Below are 16955 nucleotides of genomic sequence, written 5' to 3' on the forward strand. Positions count from 1 at the left end.
ACCCGGATTCACCCGTTCGTCATGCCGCTGACCTGCAAAAACGAACATTCACACGATATTTGCGGAGCGGGCCCGCATGCTCCGTAGCAGACTGGGCAAAGTAGACCGGGCCGCAATCGTGATCCCGAGGATGGTAAGTCCGGTGATACCGACATCCCGCACCACTCCGCCCGACCGGCAGAGCACGCCACCGACCCCGACGGGGGTGACCCCGCTGACCGAATCGGGGGCGCGCAGCCACGTCTCGGGCGTCTGTTTCAAGATCGGACCACCTCGACTGGTAGGCGTCGAAGTCGAGTGGTTCGTCCATGACGACCGATGTCCCACCCGACCCGTTCGGCCGGACCTGCTCCACGCCGCACTGGAGTCGCTGCCCCTCGGCGGCCCCGACGGCAATTCGCTCCCCTCCGGTTCGCGCCTCACGCTCGAACCCGGCGGACAGGTCGAGCTCAGCTCCCCGCCCGCCACCGGCCTCCTGGCCTGCGTCGACGACACCCGGCGCGATCTGACCGCCCTGCGGGCCGCCTTCGCGGCGCAGGGCCTTCGACTCACCGGCACCGGGACGGACCCCTTGGCCCGCCCCCGACGGATGGTGCTGGACCACCACCCCCGCTACCTCGCGATGGAGCGGTTCTTCAACTCCGCCGGGCCCTGGGGCCGGATCATGATGACCGGCACCGCCTCGGTGCAGGTGTGCCTGGACGCCGGCGACACGGGCGGCCCGCACGCGATGGAGCGCCGCTGGCGACTGGTCCACCGGCTGGGCCCGGTGCTGGTCGCCGCCTTCGCGAACTCCCCGCTCCTGGACGGAAAACCGACCGGACACCGGTCGACCCGGCAGACCGTCTGGTCCCGGATGGACCCGAGCCGCACGCTGGCCCCGGAACCGGACCACGGCGACCCCCGCGAGGCCTGGGCGCAGTACGTGCTGGACGCCGAAGTCCTGTGCATGCAGCGGCCGGAGGGACTCCCGTGGACGGCTCCGCCCGGGCTGACGTTCCGCGACTGGATCCGCGGCGCGGGCGAACGCCCGCCGACACTCGCCGACTTGGACTACCACCGCACGACCCTCTTCCCCCCGGTGCGCCCGCACGGCCACCTGGAGCTGCGGATGATCGACGCCCAGCCCGGGGACGGCTGGATGGTGGTCGCCGCGCTGGTCACCGCCCTGCTGGACGACCCGGTGGCCGCCGACACCGCGCTGGCCGCGCTGGAGCCGCTGGAGTGCCGGGACGGCCCGCGCCCGCCGCGCAGCGAAGTCTGGCGTCGTGCGGCCACCCTGGCCGTCGCCGACCCCGAGCTGCGCCGCGCCGCCCTCACCTGCTTCGCCGCCGCCGACGCCGCGCTGGGCCGCCTGCCCGGCGCCGGGTGGTTGCGCACCGCCGTCGCCGAGTTCGCCGAGCGCTACCCCGCGCGCGGCCGCTGCCCGGCCGACGACCAGCTGGACGCCCTGCGCTCCGGCACCCGACGCACTCCCCCGGAGGAGGCCGCACCATGACCGACGTCCGACCGAACGGCCCGACCACAGCCCCCGCCACCGGGGTCGAGGCGCTACGCGGCACCGAGGACCTGCGCGAGAACGGCAGCGGGAGCGAAAGCGGTACCAGCACCGAGGACCTGCGCGAGACCATCGCCGCCGAGCTGCTGGCCGCCCGCGCCCGGACCGCCGCGCTGACGGACTGCGTCGAGGACGGCGACCTCACCGCCCAACACTCCCCGCTGATGTCCCCGCTGGTCTGGGACCTCGCGCACATCGGCAACCAGGAGGAGCTGTGGCTGTTGCGCAACGTCGGCGGCCGTGACCCGCTGCGCCCGGAGATCGACCCGCTGTACGACGCCTTCCGGCACTCCCGGGCCGAGCGCCCCAGCCTGCCGCTGCTGGCGCCCGCCGAGGCCCGCGTGTACGCCCACGACGTGCGCGGACGGGTGCTGGACCTGCTCGCCGCGAGCCCGCTGGAGGGTGCGCCGCTGCTGGAGGCCGGGTTCGCGTTCGGGATGATCGCGCAGCACGAGCAGCAGCACGACGAGACGATGCTGATCACCCACCAGCTCCGCAAGGGCGAGCCGGCCCTGGCCGCTCCCCCGCCGCCGCCCGCGCCTGCCGACGCGGCCACGCTGCCCGCCGAAGTCCTCATCCCCGCAGGGCCGTTCGCGATGGGCACGGACACCGAGCCGTGGGCGCTGGACAACGAACGACCGGCTCACACCGTCGACCTGCCGGCCTTCCTGCTGGACACCACGCCCGTCACCAACGCCGCCTACCAGCGCTTCATCGCCGACGGCGGCTACGACGACCCGCGCTGGTGGACGCCGGAGGGCTGGGAGCACCGGCAGCGCGCCGACCTGACCGCGCCGCTGTTCTGGCGGCGCGAGGGCGGCCAGTGGCTCCGCCGCCACTTCGGCACGGTCGAACCGGTACCGCCGAACGAGCCTGTGCTGCACGTCAGTTGGTACGAGGCCGACGCGTACGCCCGGTGGGCCGGGCGGCGGCTGCCGACCGAGGCGGAGTGGGAGAAGGCGGCCCGGCACGACCCGGTCAGCGGCCGCTCGCGCCGCTACCCCTGGGGCGACGGGCCACCCGGCCCCGAACACGCCAACCTCGGCCAGCGCCACCTGCGCCCGGCCGGGGCGGGCAGCTACCCGGAGGGCCAGTCCCCGTACGGCGTGCGGCAGTTGATCGGCGACGTGTGGGAGTGGACGGCCAGCGACTTCCGCTCCTACCCGGGCTTCCGGGCCTGGCCGTACCAGGAGTACTCGGAGGTCTTCTTCGGCCCGGAGTACAAGGTGCTGCGCGGCGGCTGCTTCGCGGTGGCGCCGGTCGCCTGCCGGGGCACTTTCCGCAACTGGGACTATCCGGTCCGGCGGCAGATCTTCGCCGGGTTCCGCACCGCTCGCGACGCGGAGCGCGGCTGATGTGCCGTCACATCGCCTACGTGGGAGAGCCGGTGGCGCCGCGGGAGCTGCTGGTGCACCCGCCACACGGGCTGTACCGGCAGTCCTGGGCGCCGCGGACGCAGCAGTACGGCACGGTCAACGCGGACGGCTTCGGCCTCGGCTGGTACGCGGACGGCGACGAGGTGCCCGCCCGCTACCGCCGGACCGGACCGATCTGGGCGGACGAGGGCTTCGCCGACCTCGCCCGGGTCCTTCGCACCCGGGCGCTGCTGGCCGCCGTCCGCTCCGCCACCGCGGGTTGCGCGGCGGGCGAGGGCGCGGCCGCACCGTTCGCCGCCGAGCGCTGGCTGTTCAGCCACAACGGCGCGGTGGCCGGCTGGCCGGGCAAGCTGAACGCACTGGCCGCGCTGCTCCCCCCGGTCGAGTTGCTGGAGTTGGAGGCGCGCACCGACTCGGCCCTGCTGTGGGCCTTCACCCTGCACCGGCTGCGGGCCGGCGCCGGGCTCGGCGAGGCCCTGGCGGACACCGTCGCGGAGGTCGCTGCGCACACCACCGGGCGGTTGAACCTGCTGCTCACCGACGGCACCGCGATCGCCGCGACCACCTGGGGCGACACCCTGCACCACCGCACCCTGCCGGGCTTCGGCACGGTGGTGGCCTCCGAGCCGTACGACGACGGACCGGGCTGGACGCCTGTCCCGGACGGCTCGCTGCTGCTGGCCGACGCAGCCGGCGTCACCGTCCGTCAGCTCCCGAACCCCTCCTGACTCTCCACCCTCCCTTCACTTTCTGAACAGAGGAACCACCCTGTCATGGACACCTTCGATCTCGTCCGACTGTTGCCCGCCGACCACTTCAGCACCGCGCTGCACCACGACGTGCGGCACGGACTGACCGCCACCCCCAAGTGGCTGCCGCCGAAGTGGTTCTACGACGCGCGGGGCAGCGAGCTGTTCGAGGAGATCACCCGGCTGCCCGAGTACTACCCGACCCGCGCCGAACGGGCCATCCTGACCGCCCGGGCCGGCGAGATCGCCGCCGCCACCGGCGCCCGCACCCTGGTCGAGCTGGGCTCCGGCTCCTCCGAGAAGACCCGGCTGCTGCTGGACGCCCTGCGCGCGCTCGGCACCCTGGAGACGTACGTCCCGGTGGACGTCTCCGAGAGCGCGCTGACCACGGCCGGCGCCGCGCTCGCCGCCGAGTACCCCGGGCTGGCCGTGCACGGCGTGCTGGCCGACTTCACCGCCCGGCTCGGACTCCCCCCGGAAGGCGGCCCGCGGCTGGTCGCCTTCCTCGGCGGCACCCTCGGCAACCTGCTGCCCGAGGAGCGCGCGGCCTTCCTACGCCGTCTGCGGGCCGCCCTCGACCCGGGCGACTTCCTGCTGCTCGGCACCGACCTGGTCAAGGACCCGGCGGTGCTGGTCGCCGCCTACGACGACGCCTCCGGGGTGACCGCCGAGTTCAACCGGAACGTGCTCAACGTGCTCAACCGCGAACTGGGCGCCGACTTCGACCCGGACGCCTTCGAGCACGTCGCGCTCTGGGATCCGGAGCAGGAGTGGATCGAGATGCGACTGCGCTCGCTGCGCTCGCAGACCGTGAAGATCCCGGCCCTGGACCTGCCGGTGCACTTCGCCCCGGGCGAGGAACTGCGCACCGAGGTCTCGGCCAAGTTCCGCCGGGAGCGGGTGGACGAGGAGCTGGCGGCGGCCGGGCTGCGGCTGGACCACTGGTGGACCGATCCGGAGGGCCGGTTCGGGCTCTCACTGTCCACCCCGGCCTGAGGAGCGGGCGGGAAGCAGGCGGGAAGCGGGCGGGAGACCGCCCGGGAGCCGCCGGGATCCGGCGAAGAGCGGGGGTGGCGCGCCCTGGCCCAATTTGCTTGTTCACCTTACGAATTCTCGGAGCGAAAATTGAGCTCCCGGGTGTACAAGACTTAAACGAACAGGGTTACGATCTCCGCTACCGAGCTCAGCGTTGAGTACCAGGAGTCAGATCGTGAGCGTCACCCAGAAGCCCTCCGGGGCGGTCGAGGCCCCCGTGCCCGGCCGCCTCGGCTTCGTCGTCTTCATCACCGCCGCCGCGGCCCTCGGCGGGTTCCTGTTCGGCTACGACAGTTCCGTGATCAACGGCGCAGTCTCCGGCATCCAGGACAAGTTCGGCGTCGGTGACGGCGTGACCGGCCTGATCGTCTCCTCGGCCCTGCTGGGCTCGGCGATCGGCGCGGCGCTGGCCGGCCGGTTCGCCGACCGGTACGGCCGCATCAAGGTCATGAAGGTCGCCGCGCTGCTGTTCGCGGTCAGCGCCGTCGGCTCGATGCTGCCGTTCTCCGCCTGGGACCTCGCCCTGTGGCGCGTCCTCGGCGGCGCGGCCATCGGCATCGCCTCGGTGATCGCCCCGACCTACATCGCCGAGGTCGCGCCGACCAAGTACCGGGGCCGGCTGGCCTCCTTCCAGCAGGCCGCGATCGTGCTCGGCATCGCGATATCCCAGCTGGTCAACTGGGTGCTGGCGCAGGCGGCCGGCGGCGACACCCGCGGTCAGCTGCTCGGCCTGGAGGCCTGGCAGTGGATGCTCGGCATCTGCGTCGTCCCGGCCGCGGTCTACTTCGCGCTCTCCTCGGTCATCCCCGAGTCCCCGCGCTTCCTGATCCAGGCCGACCGGCTGGCCGAAGCCCGCAAGGTGCTGACCGCGGTCGAGGGCGAGGGCGTCGACACCGACGCCCGGATCGCCGAGATCCGGACCCTGATCGCCTCCGACCACCGCCCGCGCTTCAGCGACCTGCTCGGCGGCCGTTTCGGCCTGCTGCCGATCGTCTGGGTCGGCATCGGCCTGTCGGTGTTCCAGCAGCTGGTCGGCATCAACGTGATCTTCTACTACTCGTCGATCCTGTGGCAGTCGGTCGGCATCGACCAGAGCAACTCGCTGCTGATCAGCTTCATCGGCTCGGTCATCAACATCCTCGGCACCGTGGTCGCGATCGTGCTGGTCGACCGGATCGGCCGCAAGCCGCTCGCCCTGATCGGCTCGGTCGGCATGGCGGTCGCCCTCGGCGCGGCCGGCTGGGCGTTCTCCTCGGCCACCGGCAGCGGCGACAACCTCACCCTGCCCGACCTGCAGGCCACCGTCGCCCTGATCGCCGCCAACGCCTTCGTGCTGTTCTTCGCGATGTCGTGGGGCGTCGTCGTCTGGGTGATGCTCGGCGAGATGTTCCCGAACCGGATCCGCGCCGCCGCACTCTCCGTCGCCGCCTCCGCGCAGTGGATCGCGAACTGGGTGATCACCGTGTCGTTCCCGTCGATGTCGCGCTGGAACCTGTCGGCGACCTACCTGATCTACGCCGCCTTCGCGGCGCTGTCCGCCCTCTTCGTGGCCAAATACCTGAAGGAGACGAAGGGCATCCGCCTGGAGGACATGGGCTGACAGTCGGACATCTGCTGATCCGACTGTCGGACCTTCGGCCCCCGCACCCTAGCGCGATCAGCGCGGGTGCGGGGGCCGAATCGTTCACTCCCTGCGGTGGACCGGGCACCTCCGGTACTCCTGTGCGACAGGAGGGATGTGTCCTTGATCTTCAACCGGCTCCGCGCCCGCAGACTCGCCGCCGCCGCCCCGACCGGCGGCTGCCCGTACGCCCACACCGACACCCACGCCCACACGCACACCCACGCGCAGACACAGACGTATCAGGCCGAGCCGACGTACGCGGTCCGGCAGCCGTACCCGACGCGACCGTCGCAGCCGGAACCGTCGCCCGGTCCGCAACTGCCGTCCGCGCCGCCGCCGTTCACCGACCCGGACCAAGCCGCCGACTTCGTCCGGCAGTTCCACCGCGAGCAGCCCGCCGCCGGGGATCCGGAGCCGCGACTGCGCGCCGTCCTCGACGAGATCGACCGCACCGGCACCTACCGGCACACCCCCGCCGAACTCGCCTACGGCGCCAAGCTCGCCTGGCGCAACGCCGCCCGCTGCATCGGCCGGCTGTACTGGCGCAGCCTGGTGGTCCGCGACCTGCGCCACCTCTCCTCGGCCGACGACATCGCCGCCGAGTGCTTCGAGCACCTGCGGCTGGCGGGCAACGGCGGGCGGATCCGGCCGGTGGTCTCGGTGTTCGCCCCCGACCGCCCGGGCCGCCCGGCCGCGCGCATCCTCAACCAGCAGCTGGTCCGCTACGCCGGCCACCGCACCGAGAGCGGCACCTTCGGCGACCCGGCCGGCACGGTGCTCGCCGCGCGGGCCCGCGACCTGGGCTGGAAGTGCGCCGAGGACCGCTTCGAGGTGCTGCCGCTGCTGGTCCAGGAACGCCCTGGCGAGCGCCCCGCCTGGTACGGACTACCGGACGACACCACGCTGGAGGTACCGCTGAGCCACCCCGAGCACGGCTGGTTCGCCGACCTCGGGCTGCGCTGGTACGCGGTGCCCGCGATCAGCGACCTGACACTGGAGATCGGCGGTGTCCGCTACCCGACCGCGCCGTTCAACGGCTGGTACATGGGCACCGAGATCGGCGCCCGCAACCTCGCCGACACCGACCGCTACGACATGCTCGGCGCCGTAGCCGAACGGCTGGGGCTGGACACCTCCAGCGACCGCACCCTGTGGCGCGACCGGGCGCTGATCGAGCTCAACATCGCGGTGCTGCACTCCTTCCAGGAAGCCGGGGTGACGATCGCCGACCACCACACCGAGTCGGAACGCTTCCTCAAGCACGTCGCGCAGGAGAGGCGGCTCGGCCGGCCGACCCCGGCGGACTGGAGCTGGATCGTGCCCCCGGTGTCGGGCGCGCTGACGCCGGTCTACCACCGGTACTACGACCCGGTGGACCCGATGTTGCGGCCGGCCTTCGTCCCCCGCGAGCCCTGGTAGCACCGCCGCGCCGGTCGTGCCGTACGCGCCGCACGGGTTGGGGGGGCGCCGGTACGGCATCAGGCCCGCTCGGGGAGGCGGGCGAAACGCAGGACGAGCCCGTCGAGCAGCGCCTCCAGGCCGGTCTCGAAGGCGCCCTCGTCGACCGCCCCGCGGTGCCCGGCCAGCCGGTGCGCCTCGCCGAGGTGGGGGTAGTCGGCCGCGTCGTAGACCTCGGCGTCCGCCGGGAAGCCGGCCGCGAAGGACGCCAGCGCGGAGCCGGTGACGAAGTAGCGCATCAGCGCGCCGATCCTGGTCGCCTGGCCGCGCGGCCACCCGGCCTCGACCAGGTGACCGAAGACCGCGTCGGCCAGGCGCAGCGCGTTCGGCCGCCGCCCCGGGCCCTGGGCGAGCACCGGGACGATGTTGGGGTGGGCGGCCAGTGCGGCGCGGTAGGAGCGGGCCCAGTCGCACAGCGCCTCGGGCCACGGGGCACCCGCCACCCCGAACATCGACAGGTCGACTTCGCCGATGACGCTGTCCACCACCGCGTCCAGCAGCTCGTCCTTGGTGGCGAAGTGGTTGTAGAGCGAGGGCCCGCTGACCGACAGCTCCGTGGCGAGGCGACGGGTGGAGAGGGTGTCCAGCCCCTCGTCGTCGATCAGCCGCAGAGCGGCGGCGACGATGCGCTCGCGGCTGAGCAGCGGGGTACGTGGACGGGCCATCTCGGCGACTTCCTCCGGTTCCTCCGGTCGGGTGCGGTGGGGACCGATTCTGGCAGGTGCCTCTTCCCAGCGCGGCCCGGCCGGAGCTACAGTCCCTGCATAAAACTTGCAGCGCTAGTTTAACGGGCCCGAGTCGGGAGAGCCGCCGTGAACCTGGAATTGTCCGAGGAGCAGAGCGCCGTCCGGGACCTCGCCGCCTCCTTCACCGACCGCGAGATCGTGCCGTACGCCGCCGAGTGGGACCGCGTCGAGTCCGTCGACCGCGCGATCGTCGGCAAGCTCGCGAAGGTCGGCTTCCTCGGCCTGACCATCCCCGAGGAGTACGGCGGCAGCGGCGGCGACCACCTCGCCTACTGCCTGGTGCTGGAGGAGCTCGGGCGCGGCGACTCGGCCGTGCGCGGAATCGTCTCGGTCTCACTCGGTCTGGTCGGCAAGTCGATCAACGGCTTCGGCACCGACGAGCAGAAGCGGCACTGGCTGCCCCGGCTCACCTCGGGCGAGGCGCTCGCCTGCTTCGCCCTCACCGAGCCCGGCACCGGCTCGGACGCCGCCAACCTCACCACCCGCGCGGTGCGGGACGGCGCGGACTGGCTGATCAGCGGCAGCAAGATGTTCATCACCAACGGCACCTGGGCCGACGTGGCCCTGGTCTTCGCCCGCACCGGCGGCGACGAACCGGAACAGCAGGGCCACCGGGGCATCACCGCCTTCCTGGTCCCCACCGACCGGCCCGGATTCACCCGCACCGAGATCCACGGCAAGCTCGGCCTGCGCGGCCAGGCCACCGCCGAACTCGCCTTCGACAACGTCCGGGTGCCGGACGGCGCCCGGCTCGGTGAGGTCGGCAAGGGCTTCACGGTCGCGATGGCCGCACTCGCCAAGGGCCGGATGTCGGTCGCGGCGGGCTGCGTGGGCATCGCCCGCGCCTGCCTGGAGGCCGCGGTCCGCTACGCGGGCGAGCGCGAGCAGTTCGGCCGGCCGATCGCCTCCCACCAGCTCGTCCAGCAACTGCTGGCCGGCATCGCCGTGGACGTCGAGGCGGCCCGACTGCTCACCTGGAAGGTCGCCGACCACATCGAACGCGGCCTACCGTTCGCCACCGAGTCCTCCGTCGCCAAGCTCTACGCCAGCGAGGCCGCCGTCCGCGCCGCCAACAACGCGCTGCAGGTGTTCGGCGGCTACGGGTTCATCGACGAGTACCCGGTCGGCAAGTACCTGCGCGACGCCCGCGTGATGACCCTCTACGAGGGCACCAGCCAGATCCACCAACTGCTCATCGGGCGCGCCCTCACCGGCGTCAACGCCTTCTGACATCCATAAGAGCATCCCGCCCAACCAGATAAGGAGCCCGACGACGTGCGTCCTGTCTACTTCGCCGCAGCCCGCCGCACACCCATCGGCCGGCTGCGCGGAGCGCTCGCCACGGTCCGCCCGGACGACCTCTCGGCCACCGTGCTGCGCGCCCTGCTCGCCGACGTAGCCGCCCTCGACCCGGCCCGGATCGACGACGTCTACTGGGGCGCCGCCAACCAGGCCGGCGAGGACAACCGCAACGCCGCCCGGATGGCCGTCCTGCTGGCCGGCCTGCCGGAGACCGTCCCCGGAGCCACCGTCAACCGGCTCTGCGCCTCCGGCCTGGAGGCCGTCACCCTCGCCGCCCGGGCCATCGGCTCCGGCGAGGCCGACGTGGTCCTGGCCGGCGGCTGCGAGTCGATGACCCGCGCCCCCTTCGTCCTGCCCCGCCCCGACGAGGCGCTGCCGCACCGGATGGAGACCTACGACACCCGGCTCGGCTGGCGCCTGACCAACCCCCGGATGGCCGAACTGCACGGCGTGCTCAGCATGGGCGAGACCGCCGAGGAGGTGGCGAGCCGGTACGGCATCGGCCGCGAGCGCCAGGACGCCTTCGCGCTGCGCAGCCACCAGCGGGCCGCCGCGGCCCGCAAGGACGGGCACTTCGACGCCGAACTGGTCCCGGTCGAGCGCCCGGACGGGGTGACGGTCGGCCAGGACGAGAGCATCCGCGAGGACACCAGCCTGGCGAAGCTCGCCGGACTCAAGCCCGTCTTCCGCGCCGGGGGCACCGTCACGGCCGGGAACGCCTCGCCGATGAACGACGGGGCGGCCGGGCTGGTCCTGGTCAGCGAGGAGGCGCTGCGCGACCTCGGCCTGCAGCCGCTCGGCCGCTACGTGGCCGGCGCCTCGGCCGGGGTGCACCCCGACGTCATGGGCATCGGGCCGGTGCCGGCCACCGCGAAGGTGCTCGGGCGGGCGGGCTGGTCGCTCGCGGACCTGGACACCGCGGAGCTGAACGAGGCCTTCGCCGCCCAGGCGCTGGCCTCCGCCGACGGCATCGGGTTCGACCCGGACCAGGCCGACGAGCTGGTCAACCCCAGCGGCGGGGCGATCGCCCTCGGCCACCCGCTGGGCGGCTCGGGCGCCCGCATCCTCACCACCCTGCTGCACCGGATGCGCCGCACCGGCGCCCGGCGCGGCCTGGCCACCATGTGTGTGGGCGTCGGGCAGGGTACGGCCGTGCTGGTCGAGAACGCCTGACAGCGGGTAGCGGGCAGCCGGCCGGCGGCGGGCAACAGGCAGCAGAGCAACAGGGCAACAGGGCAACAGGGCAACAGATGACAGATGACAGATGATGAAATCTGTCATCTGTCAGCCGTCTCCACTTTTCTTCAAGGAGTTCGCATGACGCGTTTCGCGGGAAAGGTCGCCGTGGTGACCGGCGCGGCACAGGGCATCGGGGCGGCCACCGCCCGTCTGCTGGCCGAGGAGGGCGCGGCGGTCGCCGTGGTCGACCTCAGCGCCGAGCGGGCGGCCGGGACGGTCGCCGAGATCACCGCCAAGGGCGGCACCGCCCGGGCGTACGGCTGCGACGTGGCCGACTACGACGCCGTCGAGGCGGTGTTCGCCCAGGTCGCGGCGGACCTCGGCGGGCTGCACATCCTGGTCAACAACGCCGGGATCACCCGGGACAACCTGTTCTTCAAGATGCCCAAATCCGACTGGGACGCGGTGCTGACGGTCAACCTGACCAGTGCGTACAACTGCAGCCACGTCGCGCAGAAGTACATGGTGGCGCAGAAGTACGGGAAGATCGTCTCGCTCAGCTCGCGCTCCGCCCTCGGCAACCGGGGGCAGGCCAACTACGCGGCCGCCAAGGCCGGTATCCAGGGCCTCACCGCGACCCTGGCGATCGAGCTCGGCCCGTTCAACATCAATGTCAACGCCGTCGCCCCCGGATACATCGCCACCCCGATGACCGCGGCCACCGCCGAGCGGGTCGGCAGCACCGCCGAGGACCACCAGACCGAGGTCGCCGCCCGGACGCCGCTGCGCCGGGTCGGACAGCCGGAGGAGGTGGCCTCGGTGGTCGTCTTCCTGGCGAGCGAGGATGCGTCGTACGTCAGCGGGCAGACACTGTACGTCAACGGCGGGGCCCGGTAGTCCCGTACTGGTGCCAGTGCCGGACCGGTACTCCGATATTTCCGGTCGTCATGGTTGAACCGACCGACACCCAGTAGATACGCTTGATATTCATTGAATATCACTGACGTGCCATCAGGAGGCCGTCCCAGGTGCGAGGTTACCTTCGCCTGGGACGGCCTTTACCTTTTCTCGTGGCCGAGCATGACCATGACCTTGATCGCATGACCCCACCAAATGACTATGGCATGATCATGTGGCACTCGATGGGATGGCCCAACCGACCCGACCGAACCAGGTCGGGCCCTGCGTCCCAAGGAGTCCCATGGGCAGCCCCGCTCCCCTCCGCCGCGCCCTGGCTCTGCTCGCCGTCGGAGCCACCGCCCTGACCGCCGGCACCATCGCCGTGCCGACCGCCGGCGCCGCGACCGCCGCCCCCTCGCACGACCTCACGGGCGTCCACGTCCGCCCCGCCTCCTTCGGGCACCACCTCGCCCAGGCGCGCCCCACCCCGCTGACCACCACCCAGTGCGTCAGCCAGATCGGCCTCCACTGCTACTCGCCGCTGCAGTACCGCGCGGCCTACAACCTGAACCCGCTGTACGACCAGGGGATCACCGGCAAGGGACGCACGATCGTCATCGTCGACTCCTTCGGCTCGCCGACCATCCAGCACGACCTGGAGGTCTTCGACAAGCAGTGGGGCATCCCGGACACCAACGTCGAGGTGGTCAAGTGGGGCAACGTCCCCGTCTTCGACCCGAAGAACCCCGACCACACCGGCTGGGCCGGCGAGACCACCCTGGACGTCGAGTACGCCCACGCGGTCGCCCCCGACGCGCACATCGTCCTGGTCGAGACCGGCGTCGCCGAGACCGAGGGCACCACCGGCCTGCCCGAGATGATGGACGCCGAGAAGGCCCTCATCAAGTCCGGCCGCGGCGACGTCATCTCGCAGAGCTTCGGCGCCACCGAGAACACCTTCCCGGGGTACGACAAGGGCGACTTCAAGTCGCTGACCGACCTGCGCTACGCCTTCCAGGCCGCCGCCGACCGCAACGTGACGGTGCTCGCCGCGTCCGGCGACAACGGCGCCACCGACGCGAAGGAGAACGGCACCGACCTCTACCCGTACAAGGTCAACTCCTGGCCGTCCTCGGACCCGCTGGTCACCTCCATCGGCGGCACCCAGCTCACCCTGGACGACTCCGGCAAGCGCACCTCGGCCGACAAGGTGTGGCACGACCAGTCCGGCGCCGGCGGCGGCGGCGTCTCCGGCATCTTCGAGCGGCCGTGGTACCAGGCCGGCGTCGCCAACGTCACCGGCAACCACCGCGGCACGCCCGACATCAGCATGAGCGCGGCGGTCGACGGCGGGGCCTGGACCTACGAGTCCTACGACCCGACCGCGGTCGGCTGGCACCTCACCGGCGGCACCAGCGAGGCCACCCCGATCTTCTCGGGTGTCGTCGCCCTCGCCGACCAGCTCGCCGGCCACCGTCTCGGCCAGCTCAACTGGCGCCTGTACGGCCTGAGCCTGCTCCCGAGCCAGTGGAGCGGCATCGTGGACGTGAAGGACGGCGACAACGGCTGGGGCGGTGTCACCGGCTACAACGCCGCCTCGGGCTACGACCTCTCCAGCGGTCTGGGCACCATCGACGCCTCCAAGTTCGTGCACGCGATCGCCGGTCGGTGACCGCGTAACGGCTGACAAATGACAGCGGACAGATAACAGATTTCGAAATCTGTTATCTGTCCGCTGTTTTCTGTTTCCTGGTTTCTGTCTTCGCTCTTCGGTCTTCGGTCTTCGGTCTTCGGCTATCCGCCTGTCGGCATCTGTCAGCCGGTGGCGGCCAGTTGGGCCAGGTAGCGCTCGGCAGCGCGAAGCTTGCGACCCTCCGGGCCCGGGAGGTAGGCGCGCAGCTCGATGATCTCCGGGGCGATGCGGAGGGCCTCCGCCCGATCGGTGATCGAGCGCCAGCAGGCCTCGGCGTTGGTGGCCGCCTGCTGGGTCTCCGGGTGGTCCGGGCCCTGCGAGCGGAGCAGCGTCAGGGCCACCTCGCGGTAGATGTCCGCGGCCTCGGCCGGGCGACCCGCCAGCCGGCACACGTGCGCCCGGACCTGCCGTACCTGGAGGACCGGTTCGGAAACGGCTCCGTGCTCGGCGATCGCCTCCAGTTCGAGGGCGAACGCCAGGTCGGTGGCGGCGGCGTGGTCCCCGGCGTCGGCGCTGCGGACGATCCGTCCGATGACCTCGCGGTAGTCCGGGCGGGGCCGGCCGGCCTCCGGCTCGGTGGACGCTTCGGTGGGCGGTTCGGCGGGCGGTTCGGCGGACGCTTCGGCAGGGGTCTCCGCGGCAGCCTCCGTCGGGGCGGGCGGCGCGTCGGCCGCGCTGTCGTCGGCGGCGACCTCGTCGGCAGGCACTTCGTCCTGCGGCACAGCATCGGCGGATGGACCGTCAGCAGACGCGTCCTCGGCAGGCACGACGTCCGTGGGGACGGCGTCGGCGGCCACCTCGTCCGTCGGCTCGGCATCGGCCGGAGCGGCGTCCTGGGGCTCCTCGGCGACCTCCGACGGCGCTGCGGCCTCGGCTGCGTCCACGACGTCCCCAGCCGCCGCGAACTCCGCGTGCGGGAGTTCGTCCTCGACGACGACGTCCTCGGCCTTCGTCCCGCCGGCCTTGCGGAGCGTGACTCCCACCGGGGGCTTGCTGTCCTCGAGCCCTACGGTCTCGGGCTCTGCAGTCTCAGGCGCGATGACCGTGTCCGCGACGTCCTCAGGCGCGGCCTCGGCCGGGGCTGCCTTGCGCAGGGTGACGCCCGGTTCCACGGCGGCCTCGCCCGCCTTCAGCAGGCTGACCGGGCGGGCCGGGCGTGGCGGGGTCGGCGGCACGCCCGGCTTGACCAGGCTGACCGGGCCGCCGCCGGCCGCCGGAGCGGCCGCAGCAGGAGGGGCAGTCGCCGGTCGGGCGGCGATGTCGTCCATGGGCTGCGTCGGGCGCGGCAGCACCGGCGCCGCGGGCGGCGGAAACCGCGTGGGGTCCAGGATCGGCACCGCGTCCATCACCGGCGGCATCTCGGCCGCCGGGGCGTCGCCGCGCCGGGCGGTGTTGCGGAAGAACGGGCGGTCCGGTGCGTGCGTGGCCAGGATGACCACGTCCGGCCGCAGCACCGAGTAGACCTGCTGGCGCAGTTGTTCGGGTGCGAGCACCTCGCCCGCGCCGGGGCGGCCGCCGTGCAGCGCCTCGATCAGGGCGCGGGTGAAGGTGCCGATCTGCTCCGGGTCCGGGCTGACGACCGCCCACAGCGGGATGCCCTCGCTGAGCGGCGAGACGGTGCCCTGGAGGTACGGCCAGGCGTTCTGGTCGGCGCTCAGGTCGGCGATGACAAGGGTCTGCCACTCGGCCGGGCGGTGGTTCAGCTCGGCGGCGATGGCCTGCCAGGCCAGACCGTCCTGCTTGGCGTCGCGCAGGGTCAGCTGGAGCTGGCCGCCGCGCTTGTCGGCGACCACGTGGCCGCCCACGTGCACCAGCAGCGGCCCGGGGTGCCGGGAGGCGGCGCGCAGGTGGGCCAGGACGGTGTGCGGGTCGCTGGCGCCGGGGAGGTGGACGGCGTCCACCGCGTCGGCGGCGAGCAGCACCTGCGGTGAGACGGCGGCGAGCATGGCCGAGAGCACCGGCGCCTGGGTCGGGCCGCCCCGGCCCCAGGTACGGCGGCCGGAGTTGCCGTACCCGCCCTCGATCACCAGGATCCGTCCGCGCGGCGCGGCACCGAGCCCGCCCGGACCGGCGACGGCGGCGCCCGGCAGCCCGCCGGCGGCCGGGAACGGCGGCGGCGTAGCCGGGCCTGCCAGGCCTGCCAGGCCTGCCGTGGGAAGGCCGGTGAGGGTCCATCCGGTGGGCGCCGCGGGCGGCGCGACCGGGGGCGCGGGCGGCTGCGTGGGCGTCTGCGCAGGCTGGTGCCCGACCGGCTGAGGGCCGGACGGCGGCGCGGCGGCCGACACGAACGCCGGAGGAGTCGTCGGGGCGTCCGCAGGGGCAGCCGCAGGCTCCGGAGCCGGAACTGGAACTGGAGCCGGAGCGGGCACGGCCGGGGCCACAGGCGGCGGCTCGTAGAGCGCGGCGGGCCCGGGCGGGTGCTCCTCGGACGGGAGGCGCGGGGGTGGCGGTACGGCATCCCAGGGGCCCGAATCCGCTGCCGGGTCGGGACCTCCGGCACCCGCTGTGGTCTCCGCCATCTCCTGGTCACCGCCCCGCCCCGCCGCTCCCGCGGCGTCTGATGCCCTTGCCTGCGTGGTGCTTGCCACCACACTCCGTGCGCGCCACCCTACGAGATCCCGGCGCGCCCTATCCAGGCCGGGTCTCCGATCGGCACGCCACGCCACCCGCGATGCCCACTATCGTGCGGTCATGACCGTTCCCGGCCGTCCCCTGCTGTTCCTCGACGTGGACGGCCCGCTCATCCCCTTCGGGGCCCCTCCCCCGGGCGGCTACCCCACCCACCGCGGCCCGTACGGCGTCGGCTCGCTCCCCGGCGGCAATCCGTTGCTGGCCCGCGCCGACCCGTCCTGGGGGCCGCGCCTGCTCAGCCTGCCGTGCGACCTGGTGTGGGCGACGACCTGGCTGGACGACGCCAACGCGTGCCTCGCGCCATGGCTCGGCCTACCGCAACTGCCCGTCGTGGAGTGGCCGGTGAACGAGGAGATCGGTCCGGCCGGGGTGCACTGGAAGACCCGCACACTGGTCGCGTGGGCCGCCGGTCGCCCGTTCGCCTGGATCGACGACGAGATCACCGAGGCGGACCGCCGGTGGGTAGCGGCCCACTCCCCGGCCCGCGCCCTCCTCCACCGGGTCGACCCCCAACGCGGCCTCACCGAAGCGGACTTCACCACCCTGGCCGCCTGGCTGCGCGCCACCTGAGAACGAACCACCCGATCGGTTACGGCACCGAGCGGCACGGGCGCCGACCACCGGCCCGCGCGACCTGGCCGCACGACCGACCCAAGGCCGCCCAGCCGACTGCGATCGACCAGCGCACCGCCCAGGCCCTTGGA

13 protein-coding genes are annotated in these 16955 nt (G+C 72.8%); 11 read left to right on the plus strand and 2 right to left on the minus strand.

The window, feature by feature from the left end; translation table 11 throughout:
* Positions 1-205 precede the first annotated feature (205 nt).
* From egtA to AC0B61_RS00540, 6 genes are all read left to right on the plus strand, one after another.
* Positions 206-1498, plus strand: a complete 1293-nt coding sequence (egtA, locus tag AC0B61_RS00515) for an ergothioneine biosynthesis glutamate--cysteine ligase EgtA (RefSeq protein ID WP_471738367.1) — start codon at positions 206-208, stop codon at positions 1496-1498.
* Positions 1495-2913, plus strand: a complete 1419-nt coding sequence (gene egtB, locus AC0B61_RS00520) for an ergothioneine biosynthesis protein EgtB (protein ID WP_471738368.1) — start codon at positions 1495-1497, stop codon at positions 2911-2913. Before egtA ends, egtB begins: the two co-directional genes overlap by 4 nt.
* The gene (egtC, locus tag AC0B61_RS00525; RefSeq protein WP_471738369.1) at positions 2913-3662 is read left to right on the plus strand and encodes an ergothioneine biosynthesis protein EgtC; all 750 of its coding nucleotides are present in this window, start codon (positions 2913-2915) and stop codon (positions 3660-3662) included. The genes egtB and egtC overlap by 1 nt, the downstream gene beginning before the upstream one ends.
* Before the next feature lie 45 nt (positions 3663-3707).
* The gene (gene egtD, locus AC0B61_RS00530; protein WP_471738370.1) at positions 3708-4679 is read left to right on the plus strand and encodes an L-histidine N(alpha)-methyltransferase; all 972 of its coding nucleotides are present in this window, start codon (positions 3708-3710) and stop codon (positions 4677-4679) included.
* Between the two features lie 211 nt (positions 4680-4890).
* Positions 4891-6318, plus strand: a complete 1428-nt coding sequence (locus tag AC0B61_RS00535) for a sugar porter family MFS transporter (RefSeq protein WP_471738820.1) — start codon at positions 4891-4893, stop codon at positions 6316-6318.
* Positions 6319-6660: 342 nt separating this feature from the next.
* On the plus strand, positions 6661-7761 hold the full coding sequence (locus AC0B61_RS00540; protein ID WP_471738821.1) for a nitric oxide synthase oxygenase: 1101 nt from the start codon (positions 6661-6663) through the stop codon (positions 7759-7761).
* A 59-nt stretch (positions 7762-7820) separates the two neighbouring features.
* On the opposite strand, the gene AC0B61_RS00545 is transcribed toward AC0B61_RS00540, so the two are convergent.
* On the minus strand, positions 7821-8465 hold the full coding sequence (locus AC0B61_RS00545; RefSeq protein ID WP_471738371.1) for a TetR/AcrR family transcriptional regulator: 645 nt from the start codon (positions 8463-8465) through the stop codon (positions 7821-7823).
* Positions 8466-8612: 147 nt separating this feature from the next.
* Here AC0B61_RS00545 and AC0B61_RS00550 point away from each other — a divergent pair, with 147 nt between their 5' ends.
* The 4 genes from AC0B61_RS00550 (at position 8613) to AC0B61_RS00565 (ending at position 13599) form a co-directional block, all read left to right on the plus strand.
* On the plus strand, positions 8613-9776 hold the full coding sequence (locus AC0B61_RS00550; protein ID WP_471738372.1) for an acyl-CoA dehydrogenase family protein: 1164 nt from the start codon (positions 8613-8615) through the stop codon (positions 9774-9776).
* A gap of 45 nt (positions 9777-9821) precedes the next feature.
* Complete coding sequence (locus AC0B61_RS00555) at positions 9822-11021, plus strand: thiolase family protein (RefSeq protein WP_471738373.1); 1200 nt, start codon at positions 9822-9824, stop codon at positions 11019-11021.
* Between the two features lie 144 nt (positions 11022-11165).
* The gene (fabG, locus tag AC0B61_RS00560; RefSeq protein WP_471738374.1) at positions 11166-11924 is read left to right on the plus strand and encodes a 3-oxoacyl-ACP reductase FabG; all 759 of its coding nucleotides are present in this window, start codon (positions 11166-11168) and stop codon (positions 11922-11924) included.
* A gap of 304 nt (positions 11925-12228) precedes the next feature.
* Complete coding sequence (locus AC0B61_RS00565; protein WP_471738375.1) at positions 12229-13599, plus strand: S53 family peptidase; 1371 nt, start codon at positions 12229-12231, stop codon at positions 13597-13599.
* Positions 13600-13742: 143 nt separating this feature from the next.
* Here the strand turns inward: AC0B61_RS00565 and AC0B61_RS00570 are convergent, their stop codons facing one another.
* On the minus strand, positions 13743-15905 hold the full coding sequence (locus tag AC0B61_RS00570) for a hypothetical protein (protein WP_471738376.1): 2163 nt from the start codon (positions 15903-15905) through the stop codon (positions 13743-13745).
* 406 nt (positions 15906-16311) lie between these two features.
* On the opposite strand from AC0B61_RS00570, the gene AC0B61_RS00575 reads away from it, so the two are divergent.
* Complete coding sequence (locus AC0B61_RS00575; RefSeq protein ID WP_471738377.1) at positions 16312-16821, plus strand: HAD domain-containing protein; 510 nt, start codon at positions 16312-16314, stop codon at positions 16819-16821.
* The last annotated feature ends 134 nt before the right edge of the window (positions 16822-16955 follow it).

The organism is Kitasatospora sp. NPDC023385, from assembly GCF_055664045.1.